The 17548-nt window shown below is 62.3% G+C and carries 14 protein-coding genes and 3 tRNA genes; 8 read left to right on the top strand and 9 right to left on the bottom strand.

Annotation, left to right across the window (positions count from 1 at the left end; genetic code table 11):
* Window positions 1–12 precede the first annotated feature (12 nt).
* Window positions 13–1620 (bottom strand): PucR family transcriptional regulator, encoded by a 1608-nt coding sequence (locus BMIN_RS04765; RefSeq protein ID WP_022860959.1) that lies wholly within the window; start codon window positions 1618–1620, stop codon window positions 13–15.
* A 172-nt stretch (window positions 1621–1792) separates the two neighbouring features.
* On the opposite strand from BMIN_RS04765, the gene BMIN_RS04760 reads away from it, so the two are divergent.
* The 4 genes from BMIN_RS04760 to BMIN_RS04745 all read left to right on the top strand — a co-directional run bounded on the left by BMIN_RS04760 (window position 1793) and on the right by BMIN_RS04745 (window position 6926).
* Entirely contained in the window at window positions 1793–2692 is a 900-nt protein-coding gene (locus BMIN_RS04760; protein ID WP_081647977.1) for a carbon-nitrogen hydrolase family protein, read from the top strand.
* Window positions 2693–2772: 80 nt separating this feature from the next.
* Window positions 2773–4200, top strand: coding sequence for an APC family permease (locus tag BMIN_RS04755; protein ID WP_081647987.1), 1428 nt, complete (start codon window positions 2773–2775; stop codon window positions 4198–4200).
* Window positions 4201–4319: 119 nt separating this feature from the next.
* Window positions 4320–5666 carry a 4-aminobutyrate--2-oxoglutarate transaminase gene (gabT, locus tag BMIN_RS04750; protein ID WP_022860956.1) on the top strand — a complete coding sequence of 449 codons (1347 nt, stop codon included), beginning with the start codon at window positions 4320–4322 and terminating at the stop codon, window positions 5664–5666.
* A gap of 120 nt (window positions 5667–5786) precedes the next feature.
* Window positions 5787–6926, top strand: a complete 1140-nt coding sequence (locus BMIN_RS04745; protein WP_022860955.1) for a 4-hydroxybutyrate dehydrogenase — start codon at window positions 5787–5789, stop codon at window positions 6924–6926.
* 326 nt (window positions 6927–7252) lie between these two features.
* Here BMIN_RS04745 and BMIN_RS04740 read toward each other — a convergent pair.
* The 7 genes from BMIN_RS04740 to BMIN_RS09070 all read right to left on the bottom strand — a co-directional run bounded on the left by BMIN_RS04740 (window position 7253) and on the right by BMIN_RS09070 (window position 14311).
* Window positions 7253–7324, bottom strand: a tRNA-Glu gene (locus tag BMIN_RS04740).
* Between the two features lie 75 nt (window positions 7325–7399).
* Window positions 7400–8260: a tRNA (guanosine(46)-N7)-methyltransferase TrmB gene (gene trmB / locus BMIN_RS04735; RefSeq protein WP_022860954.1), complete on the bottom strand. Its 861-nt coding sequence runs from the start codon at window positions 8258–8260 to the stop codon at window positions 7400–7402.
* A gap of 185 nt (window positions 8261–8445) precedes the next feature.
* Window positions 8446–10368 carry a glycoside hydrolase family 13 protein gene (locus BMIN_RS04730; RefSeq protein WP_022860953.1) on the bottom strand — a complete coding sequence of 641 codons (1923 nt, stop codon included), beginning with the start codon at window positions 10366–10368 and terminating at the stop codon, window positions 8446–8448.
* 4 nt (window positions 10369–10372) lie between these two features.
* On the bottom strand, window positions 10373–11362 hold the full coding sequence (locus BMIN_RS04725) for a sugar ABC transporter permease (RefSeq protein WP_081647976.1): 990 nt from the start codon (window positions 11360–11362) through the stop codon (window positions 10373–10375).
* 1 nt (window position 11363) lies between these two features.
* Window positions 11364–12989: an ABC transporter permease subunit gene (locus tag BMIN_RS04720; protein WP_202961044.1), complete on the bottom strand. Its 1626-nt coding sequence runs from the start codon at window positions 12987–12989 to the stop codon at window positions 11364–11366.
* 63 nt (window positions 12990–13052) lie between these two features.
* Window positions 13053–13643: a sugar ABC transporter substrate-binding protein gene (locus tag BMIN_RS09075; RefSeq protein WP_081928459.1), complete on the bottom strand. Its 591-nt coding sequence runs from the start codon at window positions 13641–13643 to the stop codon at window positions 13053–13055.
* Window positions 13580–14311, bottom strand: a complete 732-nt coding sequence (locus BMIN_RS09070) for a sugar ABC transporter substrate-binding protein (RefSeq protein ID WP_051913494.1) — start codon at window positions 14309–14311, stop codon at window positions 13580–13582. The genes BMIN_RS09075 and BMIN_RS09070 overlap by 64 nt, the downstream gene beginning before the upstream one ends.
* A gap of 202 nt (window positions 14312–14513) precedes the next feature.
* Between BMIN_RS09070 and BMIN_RS04710 the strand changes: the two genes are divergently transcribed.
* The 4 genes from BMIN_RS04710 (at window position 14514) to BMIN_RS04695 (ending at window position 16870) form a co-directional block, all read left to right on the top strand.
* Window positions 14514–15572, top strand: coding sequence for a LacI family DNA-binding transcriptional regulator (locus BMIN_RS04710; protein WP_022860949.1), 1059 nt, complete (start codon window positions 14514–14516; stop codon window positions 15570–15572).
* Window positions 15573–15710: 138 nt separating this feature from the next.
* Complete coding sequence (locus BMIN_RS08055) at window positions 15711–16574, top strand: DUF4190 domain-containing protein (RefSeq protein ID WP_022860948.1); 864 nt, start codon at window positions 15711–15713, stop codon at window positions 16572–16574.
* A gap of 101 nt (window positions 16575–16675) precedes the next feature.
* Window positions 16676–16749, top strand: a tRNA-Asp gene (locus tag BMIN_RS04700).
* A gap of 45 nt (window positions 16750–16794) precedes the next feature.
* Window positions 16795–16870 (top strand) — tRNA-Phe (locus BMIN_RS04695).
* Window positions 16871–17024: 154 nt separating this feature from the next.
* On the opposite strand, the gene BMIN_RS04690 is transcribed toward BMIN_RS04695, so the two are convergent.
* The gene (locus tag BMIN_RS04690; protein WP_022860947.1) at window positions 17025–17543 is read right to left on the bottom strand and encodes a low molecular weight protein-tyrosine-phosphatase; all 519 of its coding nucleotides are present in this window, start codon (window positions 17541–17543) and stop codon (window positions 17025–17027) included.
* Between the last annotated feature and the right edge of the window lie 5 nt (window positions 17544–17548).

The raw sequence follows: 17548 nt of genomic DNA, 5'->3' as shown, positions 1-17548 counted from the left end.
CGTCCGGCGTGTTCAGCCATCGATGCGCCCACGGGCCGCGCGTGAGACGAACCGCGTGAAACGGCAGGCGTACCACAGTTCGGCGCGCACGCCGGGATCGCCGAGATCCACCGACAACGCGGCCGCGACGCGCGACAGATACTTGCTCACGGTGTGTCGATGAAGCCCGAACGCGGCCGCCGTCGCCTCCAGATTCCCCTGATTGCCCAACCAGCTCGCAAGCAGATCCACCGCGCCGACATCCACCGCGCCGCCCGAGCGATCGGCCCCGGATGGATGCGGGCCTATCGAGGCGTTGAAGCGAAGCGCGGATATGGGGGCAAGCCTCAGATCGGCGAAGGCTCGCATCCGCGCGGGGTCGACGATCGACTCGAGGCCCCCCACCCCGCGCTCCCTGCCATAGACCACGACGCACTCGTCCGACGTCATGGCCTCCGCACACGCCTGATAGGCCTCATGACGAGCACGGGGAAGATCGCGCCATATGCATCCCGACGAGCAGCCGACGCTCAGACGCGAGTCACGACCCAGCTGGTCCGTCCATAGCTGCGCGGTGGACCTCGAGACGATGATCCACAGATCCCCCTCGACCATTCCGAAAAGAACCGGATGAAGATCCTTGGCAAGCGATCTGTGGAACGGCTCGACCAGTCTTTCCGCCGACTCAAGGGCGTCCCGGTCCCCGCAGACGCGCAGGACGACCAATGGCTCGACGGGCATATCGGACCACAGATCCCTGGCATACGGGCGCACGGACCGGGCGTCGCCCTCCAGACACGCGCGGATCATCGATGACCGCAGACGACCCAGGGACCTGTCGGCGTCGGCGACGGGGGTCACCGCCAACGACAGCAGCAGGGACGCGGAGGCGACAAGCGAATGGTCCAACGTTCCGACGGTCCCATGGCAGCCGGCGACGAGGAAGCCCAGCGTCCTCCCCGCCGGCGAGGTCACATGGAACACCGCCACGTCGTATCCGCGCACGTTCATGAACTTCGCCTGCCCCACGGCGCTGAATGTGATGGCCTCGCCCAGCATCCCCAGATTGAGGGGGATGAACGGATGGGAGGATTCCACCACGGTTCCCGCCGGATTGAGCAGGGACGCCCATCCTCCAATGACCTGGGCCAGGCGGTCGACGATGGAGCTGACGGGGTTAAGCGTCTGTATGGAGCGTAGCAGCTGCCGCTGCTCGTTGTACCGGGCGGCGAATCCCCGGCCCTGATCGTTGAGGACGCCACGGGAGATCGCCTTCGACACCGCGGCGAACGGAGTGTCCAACGGAACAGAGAACAGCGGGAGGCCCGAGGCCTCGCACTGGTCGACAAGCCAGCTGAGAGGCTTCGGATGGATCACGTCGACCCCGAATCCTACGCCGCGCACCTGCCTGTCGACCAGCCGCTGGGAATATCCCCGTTGGGCCGGAGTGGGGGAATCGTCCGCCATGGCCACTCCGGAGACGAGGATGATCTCGCCCCCCTGGAGATAGGGCGTGGGGTCGTCGAGCTCGGTGGGATGGACCCACGATATCGGCTCATCCATGGTTCCCGGAGCTCCGGGGACCACGACGTCAAGCCTCAGATAGGCGGTGGACAGCAGATCGTTCAGCGTTATCGCCATAAGTCACCCTCCAGCAACGTTCAATCGCGTTCCTCCAATAACACCATTACGTCCATGAAATGATCCCAATTTGTCCATATCGTCCACGGACACGGCCGTCAACGTTCCCTAGCGTGATGGTCAAGCGGCATACACACGTCATCATCGGATGGCCGTTGATCAGGAGGCGGCAATGGGAAGCGCAACGGATACGACGGCTCTGACCATCGCACTTGCTCAATACGCGCAGCTCCCGATCGGGACGCCATTCGACTCCTTCGCCCGATCCGTGAGGTCGATCGCCGAATCCCATGCGACATCGGGAGCGCGCCCACAGCTCATCGTCTTTCCGGAGATGCATCTGTTCGGCACTCCGGGAGTCGATGCGCAGGAGTCGGAGCGGCTCCAACTCGAGGCCGCCACGGACCTCCACGACGGGCTCACCCGATCTCTCGGCGACCTCTCCCGTGAGCTCGGCGTCTGGCTGATCCCCGGAACCCTTCCCGAGAAGGCGGATCGCGGCGGAATCCACAACACCGCCGTCGTCTTCTCCCCCGAGGGGAAGCTCGTGGCCTCCTATCGCAAAATCTGCCCTTGGAGGCCATACGAGAGCTACATACCGGGAACGTCCTTCACCGTCGTCGACATCCCCGGCAAAGGGCGGATAGGCCTCACGATCTGCTACGACGCCTGGTTCCCCGAAATATCCCGTCAGGTCGCATGGCTGGGCGCCGACATGATCGTCAATACGGTGCGCACGACGACGAGGGACCGCCTTCAGGAGACGGTGCTCGCGCGGTCCAACGCGATCGTGAACCAGGTGTATATGGCCAGCGTGAACGCCGCCGAACCCGACGGCATGGGCGATTCCCTGCTGGTGGATCCCGAAGGGCACGTTCTTTCCCATCTCGACGGACCCAGGCAGCAGCTCCTCATAACCACTGTCAACCTCGGCCACGCCCGACGGGTGAGAAGCGAGGGGACGGAGGGATGCAACAAGCTCTGGGAGGAATTCCGGGACGACGATCCCCCGGTTCCGCTCCCACTCTATGGCGGATCGATCGACTCGACCCTGTGGGCACCGCGACGATGACGGACGGCCGACACATTCCTCACATGCAATCCACGACCCGTCCCACCACGACTCGCCGCCATCACCATCAGGAGAACATCATGACATCAACGTCGACAACGAACGACCCCGGGACCGCGATCCACGCGTCGCCCCTCCTCAACGAGACCGCAGCCGATCAGGAAACGGACACCCATCTCCACAGAACCATGAACCTTCCCTCGGTGGTGCTGTTCGGACTGGCCTACATGACCCCGATCATCGTTCTCGGGACATTCGGCGTCATCGCGGAGGCCTCGCATGGAGCCAGCGCCATGTCGTACGTCATGGCCACGATAGCCATGCTGTTCACCGCCGCGAGCTACGGACGGATGTCCGTCCTGCATCCCACATCCGGAAGCGCCTACACCTACGTCGGCCGAGTGATCGGCCTGCGTCCGGGATTCCTCACCGGATGGTCCGTGCTGCTCGACTACATGTTCCTGCCGATGGTGATATGGCTTATCGGCGCCTCCTACCTCAACGCGCAGTTCCCCTCCGTGCCGATCTGGATATGGGTTCTGGGATTCATCATCCTCACGACGGCGATCAACGTTGTGGGCCTGAACGTCGCCGACAAGATCGACTTCGCCCTCATGATCTTCCAGTCCCTGGTGATAATCCTCTTCGTCGTGCTCTCCATTCGCTCCGTGGCGCTGCAGGGAGGCGCGGGCGCGCTCATCAGCCTGAAGCCGTTCGTCGGGGAGGGGTCATCCCTGTCGACGATCGTCGCCGGAGGCGCCATAGCGGCCTATTCCTTCCTGGGGTTCGACGCGGTCACCACGCTCAGCGAGGAAACCCATGATCCGCAACACACCATGCCTCGGGCCATCATGCTCATAGCCCTCATCGGCGGCCTGATCTTCATCGTGGTCTCCTACATCATCCAACTCGTGCATCCCGGCGGATCCTTCGTCGACTCCTCGTCGGCGGCCTACGAGGTCGCGGCCCAGGTGGGCGGCAACCTGTTCACGGCTGTGTTCATCGCCGGACTGTGCTTCGGACAGTTCACCTCGGGCATCGCGGCTCAGGCGAGCGCCTCGCGTCTCCTCTATGTCATGGGGCGCGACGGCGTTCTTCCCAAACGACTCTTCGGACGGCTCAGCGCACGGTTCGCGACGCCGGTGGGAGGGATCCTCACCGTCGCGGTCGTAGGGCTGATCGCCATGTTCCTCGACGTGGCGACCTCGACGTCCTTCGTCAATTTCGGAGCCTTCGTCTCCTTCACTCTCGTCAACGTCTGCGTGATCGTGTCATACGCGAAAGCTGACGAGGAAACCCGCCACGCGACCATGCCGGGGGGCGTCCTGCGCAACATCCTGATACCCGCTCTGGGGGCCCTGTTCTGCGCTTACCTCCTTGTGCACCTCGACGCCCACGCGCTGATTCTGGGAGTGAGCTGGCTGGGCGTGGGCATCGTCGTCCTGGCCTTCATCACGCACGGATTCCGCCGGACCCCGCCGCAGTACGACGGCGACGACGCTTCATGACCCGACCATCGGCTGCCCCACGACGCGCATCCGCACCGTTCGGCGGCGCACGGCAGCCCTAAAGACCACACCACACCAAACCACACCAAATAAGAGATATATAAAGGAAAGGACACATCATGTCATCACCAATCACCGTCCCTCAGGTGGCACGGTCCATCACGACCTCCATTCCCGGACCGAAGTCCGTCGCCCTGCAGAAACGATACGGAGAGTATGTAAGCGCGGGCGTCGGGCAGCTTATGCCGATATTCGCCGACCACGCCTCGGGATCGACGATCACCGACGTGGACGGCAACCGGTTCATCGACCTCGCCGCGGGCATCGCGGTGACGGGCGTGGGCAACGCCGCGCCCGAGGTCGTCAAGGCCATTCAGGAGGAGGCCGCCAAACTGACCCACACCAACTTCGCGACCACGCCCTACGCCGGATACGTGGACGTGTGCGAGAAGCTCGCCGAGCACACCCCCGGCGACTTTCCGAAGAAAAGCGTGCTTCTCAACTCGGGCGCCGAGGCCGTGGAGAACGCGGTGAAAATCGCCCGCAGATACACCGGACGCTCCGCCATCATCGTGATGGAGAACGCGTTCCACGGACGCACGAACCTCACCATGGCCATGACCACGAAGTCCATGCCCTACAAGCGCGGATTCGGCGCGTTCGCCCCCGACATCTACGCCGTCCCCTACTCCTACCCCCTGCGTGACGGATTCGGCGAGGATGGCGCGGCCGCCGCACGGGCCTCGATCGACAAGATCGAGCTTCTTGTGGGCCATGAGAACGTGGCCGCCATCATCGCCGAGCCCGTGCAGGGAGAAGGCGGATTCGTCGTTCCCGCCAAGGGCTTCCTCACGACGCTCAACCAGTGGGCCCACGAAAACGGCGTCCTGTACATCTCCGACGAGATCCAGGCGGGCTTCTGCCGCAGCGGGAAGTGGTTCGCCTCCGAGTACTTCGACCTTGAGCCCGATCTCATCACCACCGCGAAGGCTCTCGGCGGCGGCATGCCCATCTCCGCGGTCACGGGCCGCGCCGAGATCATGGACAGCGTGCAGCCCGGAGGCATCGGCGGGACCTACGGCGGCAATCCCGTCAGCTGCGCGTCCGCTCTGGCCGCCGTCGGTCTGATGGAAAGCAGGGGTCTGGCGGATCGGGCGCAGCATATCGGAGAGCTCGTCACCAGGTCGCTGGGAGAGCTCGTCGGCACCGTCGACACGGTGGCGCAGATTCGTGGTCTTGGCGCCATGCAGGCCGTGGAGTTCGTCAAGCCCGGAACGATGGAGCCCAACAAGGCGCTGGTCGGACGTATCGTCGCCGACTGCCAGCAGGCGGGACTCATCATCCTCAGCTGCGGCATCAACGGCAACGTGATCCGCCTCCTGCCTCCACTCGTCATCACCGACGAGGAGCTCACGGAGGCGCTCGACACGCTCAAGGAGATCATCGTCAGGAACAGCGCGCGCTGAACGCCCCCCGCACACCAGCAAACCCCTATCGGCACACATGATGTGTGCGTATGATGCAACCGGGCCGTGCCGAACAGCGCAAAGCCGGCATGGCCCGACATCATCTCTCAAGGAGGATTTATGAAACTCTTCGCCGTCGGACCACGGGAGATCCACCGCTTCGCCACCGTACGCGAGTTCGCCGAGGAATTCGCCCCGTCGTCGCATGACCTCATCATCAGCATCCACCCGATCTGGAACGCCTTCATCGAGCCGTTGTCGAATGGCGCCCACGCCCTTCTTCTTGACGACTATGGCAACCAGGAGCCCACCGACGAGATGATCGACAGGGTCATCGCCGACGCCACGCCCTATCACGCGGACCGCATCATCGCCATCGGAGGCGGCGCGGTGATGGACGTCGCCAAGGTCGTCGCCATCGCGGACGGACGCGGCATCGACGAGGTGATCGACGGCATCGGATCCCTCAAGCGCTCCACGGGACTCGTCCTGATCCCCACCACCTGCGGCACCGGAAGCGAGACGACCGAGATAGCGGCCATCAACCGCACGCGTCTGGGAACCAAAGCGGGAATCTCAAGCCCGCAAATGTTCGCCGACCACGCCGTCCTCATCCCCGAGCTGCCCCACGGCCTCCCCGACCACGTCTTCGCCACAAGCTCCATGGACGCGCTCGTGCATTCCGTGGAGTCGGTCCTCTCCCCCAACGCCACGTCATACACGCGGCTTTTCGGCTACGAGGCCATGCGGATGATCGTGGAGGGCTATCAGAAGGTGGCCGATGCGGGCGAGGCCGGAAGCGAGGAGCGTCGGGCACGGCGCAACGAGCTCATGGAGGATTTCCTCATCGCCAGCAACTACGCGGGGATCAGCTTCGACATCGCCGGATGCGCGGCCGTGCACGCGTTGAGCTACCAGCTCGGCGGCAAGTACCACGTCCCGCACGGGGAATCCAACTACGCGATGTTCACCGGAGTGCTGCGCTGCTACATGTCGATCAAATCCGACGGCGAGATCGCCGTGATGAACGCCTTCCTCGCGCGCATCCTCGACTGCGACGAGGACGAGGTCTACGACAGGCTCGAGGCCCTCATCAACAGGCTTCTTCCCAAGAAGGCGCTGCACGAGTACGGGGTGACTCGCGAGGATCTCCCCGAATTTGCCCATCGCGTCATGGCCACGCAGCAGCGCCTTATGCGAAACTGCTTCGTCCCGCTGGACGAGGCGCAGGTGCTGGACATCTTCGAGAAGCTGTACTGAGAAGCTGTACTGCGGAGTTCATCGGCTGGGTTCATCGGCCATGATGCCGGCGAAACTGACGAAACGAAAACGAAACGGGGCCGTCCCGACGCTCACGCGCGCAGGAAGGTCCCGTTTCCCATATCTTCTTTCATGTCCCTTACTATTTCATGTCCCTTACTGCGCGTACTACGCGTGTCCCTTGCGCATTCCTATGCCCTTATGCAGCCGCAATGCAGCCACCGATACGTAAACATAGGACATGGCAGGACGCATCGGCACAGGGCATCGCCTCTGGTCGTGGCACCACGAACACTCTATTTCGAGCGCATGCCGACGGATTCTCGTACCCCCTGAGAGAGTCGAACTCTCGTTGTCAGATTGAAAGTCTGGTGTCCTAACCGTTAGACGAAGGGGGCAACACAAATAGATAATGCTAGTGGCCTCGTACTTTCCCTGCAATCGCGGCGTGTTGGGCGCCATCGGCCGCCGGATCAGACGGCCCGATATGTGAAATCGTGGATCACGCGACCGGACCGCAGCCCCTTGCGTTCGAAATTCGTCAGGACACGGCCCGCGAACCTCTCCGACTCCACGAAGTCGGCATGCGGCAATGACGCGGCCTCCTGCGCATTACCCTTGCCGACATGCTCCACGGGAAGACTCACCGTGACGGTCCCCTGATTGAGAAAGTCCCCGCGTCCATCCATCACCTCATGAACGTGCAGGGCATAGTCCTCGATGTCGGTGGCGAGCCGCCACACGCCGCCCTCGCCGAGCGAGCCCCGCACGGCATCAGCGAACGCCGGCTGCACGATCCGGCGCTTGTGATGGCGCATCTTGGGCCACGGGTCCGGGAAGAACGTCCACACTTCGGCGACGGTCCCCGGTGCGATTGCCGCCATGAGATCGGTGGCGTTGACCTGGGCGATCCGCAGATTGTCCAATCCCGACTTGCCCGCCAGCAGCATCGTGTGGGCGACGCCGGGGTCGTACACCTCGACGGCGAGGAAGTTGGTCTCGGGGTTCCTCTGGGCCGCGGCCACGACGTTCTCACCCTGACCCGTGCCGATTTCGACGACGAGCGGCCGATCACTCCCCCATAGACGGACCACATCGGACTGCCCCAACGAGAATCCCGGACGCACGTCCAGCGACCCAGCACCCGCCGACGCATCCAGCAGATAGCGGCTCCCGTAGTTCTCCCGGGCGCGACGGAGCCTGGCATCGAGCCGACCGGACCGTCTGACGAACGAAAGGACGCGATGGACGGGCCGTCCGCCGGAATCGGATCTTTCGGAACCTCCGGACACGCCGTCGATCATGGAACCCCCATCATTCTCATCATGTCGCATGCGTCCACAGTACACGGACGTCCACGCCACACGGGTCTCACGGAGATGACACTCGGCGGCCTCCTACCCCCTCTTCCTCTCTCTCCGCCGATCCTCTCCTATAAGTTCCCCGATCCGCGCAGTCCCTCCGACGCGACGGGGCAATCCTGCGGGCCGGATGCCGCGGATCCCCCGTCATCGACCCATCACCAGTGCGGGACGGGAAGCGGGTCAAGCCTCCACAGACACACCGAGGCACGGTCATGCACGAACACCCTTCCCTCCGGAAGATCCTCCACATGACCGTCGCCGTAAAGCAGCCGTGGTCTTCCGGAACCGATGTACCCGGAATCGATCCGCATCCGCCGCCCATCCGTCCGGGAGGCCGTCACGAGGATCCTGTCGTCCGCATCCTCCCGAAGGAAGGCGAATGAATCATCGTCCGCATAAGCCCATCTCAATCCACCGGAGCGAAGCGCCGGACACGCCCGTCGAAGACCGAGAAGACGCCGATACGTCTCCATCACGGCGATCCCATGGGTGCCTTGGGTCCCATGGGTGCCTTCCATGGACTCCCAGTCCATGGACACGCGACTTTCCTCGCCGGTGCTGCCGACCGCACCGCACTCATCGCCGGCGAACACCATGGGGACCCCGGGAAACGCCATCAGCAGTCCGACGGCAACGGCGACCAGCCGCTCGTCACCTATAAGCGTCGCGATTCTCGCGGTGTCATGACTATCAAGGTTGTTCCAATGGGATAAAGCCGTTTTCCATGACACGTGCGCCAGAAACTCCCGCATTGACGAAACGGCGTCAACGCCCCGACGGCGGCAGAAATTCACCCCCAACCCCATGTAGTCGATCGTGTTCCCCGGATCACACAGCCAGGTCCATATCGGTCTGGAGAAACCGGCATAGTTCATAACCCCCTGCCACCCGTTGACATCGAGATCGTTCTGGGGATCATGCATATGCTCCGCGATAAGCACTCCATCACCACCCGTGCAGCCGTCCACCGTCTCGCGCACGGATCGGGCGACCTGCAGATTGAGATCATCGGCGCCGTATCGTCCCGTCTGATTCGCCACATCGATACGCCAGCCATCAAGGCCGTCCGAGCCGCCAAGCCACCTGCCGACGACGGAATCGGGACCGTCGATCATACGCTCGCGCAGCTCGCGGGAGGACCAATCGAGTTTGGGGAGCGACGGAACCCCCATCCATGCCACGTAGTCATCCGGATACGAGCGCCACATGTAGAATTTCCGCTCTGGGGAGTCCGGATCGGCGAGAGCCCTGCGAAACCACTCATGACCCGAACCCGTATGGTTGAGCGTCAGATCGCCAACGAGCCGCAGTCCCTTCCCGTGGCATTCGCGCGCGAGGGACGCCAGCGCCTCATCGCCACCGAGTAGCGGGTCGACATGCCGAAACGTCGAGGCGTCGTATCGATGCACCGATCCTGCGGTGAAGAACGGCGTCAGATAGACGGTGGTGAATCCCAGGTCCCGGATGTAGTCCAGTCTGCTTCGGATCCCATCGAGATCGCCCCCGTACCATTGGCGCCCCGACCCCTCCCCACGCGCGAGGGGCGTGACGCCCCAGGCCGTCGGAATCGCCCAAGGCGGCGGGTTCCTCGACGCCGACTTCCCAGACGCGCAGAACCGATCGGGGAAAATCTGATATACGGCGCCGTCGACGTTCCACGAGGGGGATCCGGTGAATGTGGTGATGATGAAATCGTCCGAGTCGCTGACCTCGCTGCGATGAACGCCCGTCGCATTCAGCCAGTCGAATCCGCCGTCAGCGCGCATAAGCATGAACCGGTATCGCGTCACGGGATTGTGGACCAGCAGAGGAGCCTCGTACCAATCCTCCGCGACGAACCCGTCGTTCACCCCGTCGTCCGTCCCCGCACGCGCCGCGACGACGCCCCCGCGAGGTCCCTCCATGATCCTTGCGGCGCTTTCGACATGGATGTCGGCGTCATAGGTCGACCGGATCCGGACGGCGTCATACGCCGCGTCAACGGGTATTCTCACCCTGACGCGGACCACATCCCCCAGTCGTGGAGTCGAGCATGACACGTAGAGTTCGGATCCATCATGGTGTGGCGATAATGCCATGGGGTCATCCTTTCACGGAGCCGGCCGTCAGACCGGAGACGATGTACTTCTGAAGGAACATGAACATCACGACGACCGGAACCGCCGCCAATACCGCGCCGGCCGAGAAGACCCCCCAGTTCTGCGAGAACGAGACGTTGACGTACTGGTACAGGCCGACGGCGAGCGTCTGGCGTTCGGGAGTGATCAGGACGATCGACGGAATCATGTAGTCGTTGAGCGTGGCTATGAAGCTGAGCATCCCCGTGACGACAAGGATGGGAAGCGACAGTCTGAGAATGATCGTGAAGAAGATGCGAGCATGACCGGCTCCGTCGATCATGGCCGCCTCGTCTATCTCGTGGGGAATGGTGTTGAAGAAGCCGTACATCAGATAGGTGTTGGTTCCCAAGGCCCCTCCCATGTACAGAAGAATGAGGCCAAGCTGCCGATCGAGCCCGATGGCGGGGAACACCCGCGTGAAGGTGCTGAGCATCAGGAAAATCGCCACATAGGCCAGCACCTGCGGGAACATCTGCAGAAGGATGAGGCTCATCAGCCCGGTTCGGCGCCCTCTAAACCTGAACCGGGAGAAGGCGTAGGCGGCGGACGCGGCGAGAAGCAGCGAACCTGCGGAAACCGTGACGCCTATGACCAACGAATTCAGGTACCACCAGGCATAGGGGTACCTCGGCTGGCGGAACAGCTCGAGATAGTTGCGCAACGACACCGTGGAGAACATGCTCGACGCATCGGTGAGCGACCCACGGGGGTTGAGGGAGCTCGACAGGACGAAGACCATGGGGAAAAGCGCGAAGGCGACCGCGACAATCGCCACGGCATGCCTCCACCCGGCCGTCCTCATCCAATGCCCCAGCCCATGGACGTTCTCCGGGACTGCTGGGGACGACCCCGGACGAGATGACCCGAATCGGGCCGACAGGGCCTCCCCGCGACCGCCGACGCCCTGAGACCCGCCCCCGACAACTGTGGGCACAGTGGTTTCCTTCGTCATATCAGCTCCACTCCTCCATGGATTTCGTGCTTCTGAACGAGATGATCGAGATCGCGCCGACGATGAGGAATATAAGCATCGAGATCGCACAGGCAAGACCGTACTGTTTGTTGACGCCCCCGAAGGCGAGCCGGTAGACGAACGAGATGAGGATGTCGGTGGACCCCGCCGCGTCGGTTGGATTGTCGACCGGGCCTCCGCCCGTCAACATGTATATGGCATTGAAGTTGTTGAAATTCATCGCGAAGCTCGATATCAGAAGCGGCGCCGTGGAGACCAGAAGCATGGGCATCTTGATCTTGCGGAATATCTCCCACCAATTGGCGCCGTCGATCTCGGCTGCCTCGATAAGATCCCCCGGCAGGGATTGGATTGCGCCAGTGGACACGAGAAACATGTACGGGAACGTCATCCACACGTTCACCACGATGACGCACAGACGCGCCAGCCACGGCGAGGTGAGCCACGGGATGTTCGCCCCCAGAACCGCATTGATCACGCCGTAGTCGGTGTTGAGCATCCCCTTCCACACAAGCAGCGACAGGAAGGAGGGGAAGGCGTAGGGAAGGATGAGAAGCGCACGGTACACCCGCCGCCCACGGACCGAAGGATGGTTGAGGACGAGCGCGAGACCCAGACCGACAAGATAGGACAGCACGACCGAAACCGCCGCGAATACGAAGGTCCAGACGAGAACCCCCGCGAAGGGACCACGAATCGTGGGATCCCTGACGACGGCGGCGAAGTTCTTCCAACCCACGAAGACCTTCCACCCCTGCTCCAAGGCCTTCCCCTGGTCGTCGACGAAACGTCCGTCGCTTCTGGCCCGGTAGACGTCGCCGTCGCGCTGATCGACGAACGCGTCCCTGCGCTGATCGTAGACAAGAGTGGGCGTGTACAGGCTCGCCCGAGATCCCTCCTTGGTTCTCAGAATGCCGTCGCTCGGATTCCCCGAAACGGGAACCTGCATTGCGGTCACGCGCTGCTGCATACCGAAGAGATCCCGCATGCCCAACGCCGTGTAGCCCTTCAGACCAATCGCCTGTCCATCCTCCATCGTCGCCCCCGATACCGCATGGAGCGGCTCGTCCGAGGATCCGATCATCGCACCTTGTTCTGGGTCGGTGACCAGGAAGTACAGATTCCCGTCGGATTCTCCCCGCAGCACGGTGAGAGGGTACTCCGGCGAATCCTTCGACTCCTCGAACGACCCCTGCTCAATGGCCTGGATCGCATCCTGCTTGGTGGAGTTATGGCCGTCCCCGTAGTTCGTGAACGCGGCATATCCGCTATATGCGATGACGAACACCTGAAAGACCAGAAGGAAGAAAAGCCCCGGGAGAAGATACTTCGCGATCGTCATCCTCTTCGAGAAGTAGACGACATCGGCCACCACCAGCGACACCGCAAGGAAACCGACGATCAGCCAGTCATGCTGAAGGGCGGCCAGCCATATGCCGAACACCCCCACCGCATTGACCATGCACATGAGAACCAGCTTCAGGGCGAAATACCAGCCCACTCGGGGGATTCTCTCCATCCAGGCCCTTCCGCCACGCTCGGGCCCCTTCCGCGAAGAGGCCGTCATATCCGTCATGTCCGTCATGTCCGTAGTTCTGCTTTTCACACTCGCACTCCTTCCTCAGCACGACGGCCGCGCGGCCGGAGGTCAGCGCCGCGCGGCCGAGGCTTATTTGGCTGCAGCGATGTCCGCGTCGATCTTGTCGCAGGTCTGCTGCCACACCGTCGCCGGATCGCCTCCCTTGCCGAATTCGATGGAGGTCTGCGCCGGTCCCCAATAGGTATAGACGGCGGACATCTGCGGGATATTGGGCTGAGGTATTCCGGTCTTGCCTATGGATCCGAGCGACTTCATGATCGGATCGTCCGCGACCTGGGGATCGTTCTGCGCGGCAAGTAGCGCCGGCGGACGCTGGCCGGCCTGGTAAAGCTCAAGCTGAACCTTCTTGGTGCCGATGTAGTTGGTGAGGAAGTAGTTCGCCGCCAGCTGGTTCTTCGAATACGCGCTGACGAAAAACGCCTGGACCGACACCAGAGGACGAGCCTCCTTGGAGCCCGCCGCGGGAACCGGATCGACGACCACGTCCGGGATGGCCTTGACGAAGTCGGCGATGTTCCATGGCCCGCTGACGACGTACGGGACCTCCCCCTTGATGAAGGCCTCCTTGACCACGTCCGCCGAATAGTTCGGCGATATCACGCCATCCTTGCCCTGACTCGCAAGCCAGGACGCGAACTGCGCCCCATTGTCACCGCCCATGGCCACTTTTGATCCGTCGAGGCTCCCATCGGCTTTTGATGCAAACGGCAGAGCCCGAACGAGGATTGGAAGGGGAAAAGATGGTAGGGATCGCCGTAGGAGGGATCCTGCTGCACCATGAATGGATACTTGACCTTTCCCTCGGCCACGAGCTTACGGCCCGTCGAGATCATGTCATCATAGGACGTGGGCGCATCGGACGCCAGACTCGGGTTACGGAACAACCCCACGTTCTCCAGCGCGTACGGCAGCCCATACACCTTCCCCTTATACGTCACGCCATCAATGGCGGACGTCGCGTAATCCTTGGTCCGTGAGCCCAGATCGATCGGGGCGATTATGCCGTTCTGGACGAGTTTCCCGGTCCAGTCGTTCCCGCCTATGACGATATCGGGGCCGGTCCCCGTCGGCGCCTGGGACGTGAGATCCTGCTGGATCTTGGAGTAGTCCCTTTGCACGACGTCGATTTTCACGCCGAATTTCCGCGAGAACCGTTGAGCGCTGTCCTTGATCGGCTGATACCGGGTCGCGTCGGCCCAGATGGTCAACGTCCCCGAGAAATGCGGCTCGTCTTCCTTGCTCGCCTGTCCGGACCCGCCGCCGCAGCCAGCCAGCATTCCCGTTGTCGTAAGAACGGCAACAAGAGCGGCCATCACCTTATGCCTCATTTTCACTCCCTTGTCCTTGGTCCTTGTCGTTCGACGCCCGGGACCCGACGCCCGTAGATACTTCGTTGTGTCCGTCGAACAATCGTCAGTGTATGAACAGGATTGCGTGCCGGAAGCACATGCCGCTTTTTTCGCCATCTTTTTTCGGAAACACGACGAAAACAACCGCAAATAATTAAGCATCCTGAATACACTGGTCGTCATGACCGCACGACTCACCGAGCTCGCCCAGAGAACAGGCGTCTCCATCACGACCATTTCACGCGTTCTCAACAACAAGGAGGGCGTTGCGGACGAGACCAGGGACAAGGTTCTCAAAGCTCTGGACGAGATGGGGTACGAGAGACCCCGCCGACTACGCAAACAGTCGCAGGGATTCGTCGGGATAATCGTTCCCGACCTGGACACTCCGGTCTTCGCCAGCTTCGCCCAATTCATGTCCGGCGCGCTCGCACGATACGATCTCATACCCGTCATCTGCACTCGCAACTCGGCAGGTCTCACCGAGGACGACTATGTGTCCACACTTCTCGATCGGCGGGTGAGCGGAATCATCTTCGTCGCAGGACACCATGCGGAAAGCGGCTCCGATCCCTCGCGGTATCAGAGGCTTCTCGAGAACCGGCTGCCCATCATCCTCGTCAACGGCTATATCCCCAACGTCAAGGCGTCGTTCGTGTCGGACGACGACGAGACGGGCACCCGTCTTGCCGTTTCGCATCTGGCCTCGCTGGGACACACCCGGATCGGGCTGGCCCTGGGGCCGCGGATGCTGGTTCCGATGCTGCGACGCGAAAAGACCTTCCGCACGTTGATGCGAAGCCGCTTCGGCACCCCGGATGATCAGATTCTCGTCGAGAGCTCCCTGCTGAGCATCGAAGGAGGCCAGTCCGCGGCACAATCCCTCATAGAACAGGGCTGCACGGGAATCATATGCGGATCGGATGCCATGGCTTTCGGCGCGATACAGGAAGCGAACCGTCAGGGATTGGGCGTCCCTCGCGATATATCGATTATCGGGTATGACGACTCGCCGTTGATGCGATTCGTTCATCCCTCGCTGACAACGATCCGCCAGTCAACGCTGGGAATCAGCCAGGCCGCCGTCGACTTCCTCGTCAACGCCATGCGCAGCGGGGATCTGGGATCCGGCAAGGAGATGCTGTTCCGGCCAGAACTCGTCATGCGAGCATCGGCGGGGAACGTGCAGCGACGAACGCCCGGCGCACGGCCGTATTCTCCGGGCAAGAATCCACGATAACCAAAGACATCCACGCCGTGGACATGCGGTTCGCGTCCGCACGGCACGGGCCGCCTCCAGCATCAGCCCGATCGCCCGCATCCAACCACATCCACGCACGGCCCTCCGGCGATGCCGCGCGGGAATTACTATGGAGTCATGAGCGATAACAATCCGTCGGCGCCGTCCTCATCATCCGATCAGCATGACGACCGGCAGCAGCCCTATCAGCAGCCGCAGAACCCCATGGACGAAGAGGGGAACGAGACACGGCAAACGCCCCTCTATCCCGACTCGTCCCACTACTCCCAAACCCCCAGCTCCCGTCCGATCTATGGCGGCGACGCCGGCCAGCACAATCCATATCAGGATCAGCAGAACGCGCAACAGCCGCAGCAGACCTTCCCCGTATCATCGCAATGGCCGAATGCCGACGGGGCAGGCGCGCCAAACCAGTACGGCGCATTCGACGGGAACCCGGGCAACCCGAACTATCCCAACTATCCCGGCAATGCTGGCAACTCCGGCTATTCCGGGAACCCCGGCTATCCCAACTATCCCGGCTATCCCGGGCAACAGCCCTACGCGACCCCCTACGGCCCGAACGACCGTTGGAACACCCTGTGCATCGTGGGATTCGCACTCGCCTTCATAATCCCGGTCGTGGGGCTGATCCTATCGATCATCGCCCTTAACCAGATCAACAAAACCGGCGGGAAAAGCCGAGGTCTCTCCATCGCGGGAATCATCATCGGCGGAATATCCACCGTGCTCACGGTCATAGGAATCATCTTCGGCTTCTGGATAATCGGCCAGACCATCAAGGGAATCGACACGGACAGCGACTCATGGTCGTACTGCTATGGGGACTCCTGCGATGAGGACTGGGACGACTCGATGAACTCCACCGACGAGTGGTCGGCAGCGGACACGCGCAACAGCCCCGAGGAGTATGCCCCAACGGTGATCACGACGAATCCCGACGCCACAACCACCACATTATGGCCCGGCGTCGCGGTCTGACCCGGATCGCGCCTCGCATGACAGCCTCTGACACGCCGACACCTTGCGAGACCGTAAAGTATCTGTAATATATCCACTTGGCTGCTTTTACGGCGGCCATCGGCCCCGTAGCTCAGTTGGTTAGAGCGCCGCCCTGTCACGGCGGAGGTCACCGGTTCAAGTCCGGCCGGGGTCGCGATGGTGAAGAAACCCGGTGATTCCGGGTTTTTTTAACTGTCATGGCTCTGTAGCTCAGTTGGTAGAGCGAACGACTGAAAATCGTTAGGTCAGCGGATCGATGCCGCTCGGAGCCACCACGACAAACCCCCGGAAGCCGCACATTTCAACGGTTCCGGGGGTTTTCCATGACGTTCCCCAACGACATGCTGTTTCCTAGCGATTTTCAGTCGGCAGCTTAGCCCGCATGGTTCCCGTCCGCACTGTCACGAACCAGATCACGCACCAGCCTCGTCACGCGTCAAGCCGGTCACGCACCCAGTCGACGATGTAGGGCGCGACGGCGTCGATCTGATCGATGGCGGTGTTGAACTCGCGCGGTCCCCCATACCAGGGGTCCACCAGATCAAGGCGGTCATCGATTCCGACGTCCGCGGCGTTCAAAGCCGGGTCGAAGCTTCTGTACATACGCACGGCCCCACGATCCTCGGGCGGCAGCATACGCAGCAACGCGCGCATATGCGCCGCCGTCATGGGCAGGAACAGGTCGGTCCGATCGATCTCATCGCGGTCTATCCGATGCGCGAAATGATGACGCGGGATCTCATACCCCCGGTCCCGCAGCACCGTGACGGCACGCGGGTCGATGGGATGGCCATATTCCTCATCGCTCACACCGCTTGACAGGACGTCGACACTGCCATCCAGCCCGGCGTCCCTGAACCTCGTGGCCAGAACGATCTGGGCCATGGGAGATCGGCAGATGTTCCCCGTGCAGACGGTCATAATGGTGTAGCGATGGTCGTCGGACATGGTGC

It is taken from the genome of Bifidobacterium minimum, assembly GCF_000741645.1.
Lineage (GTDB): Bacteria > Actinomycetota > Actinomycetes > Actinomycetales > Bifidobacteriaceae > Bifidobacterium > Bifidobacterium minimum.
The sequence above is the reverse complement of the archived record's forward strand: the minus strand, read 5'-3'. Positions and strand labels throughout refer to the sequence as shown.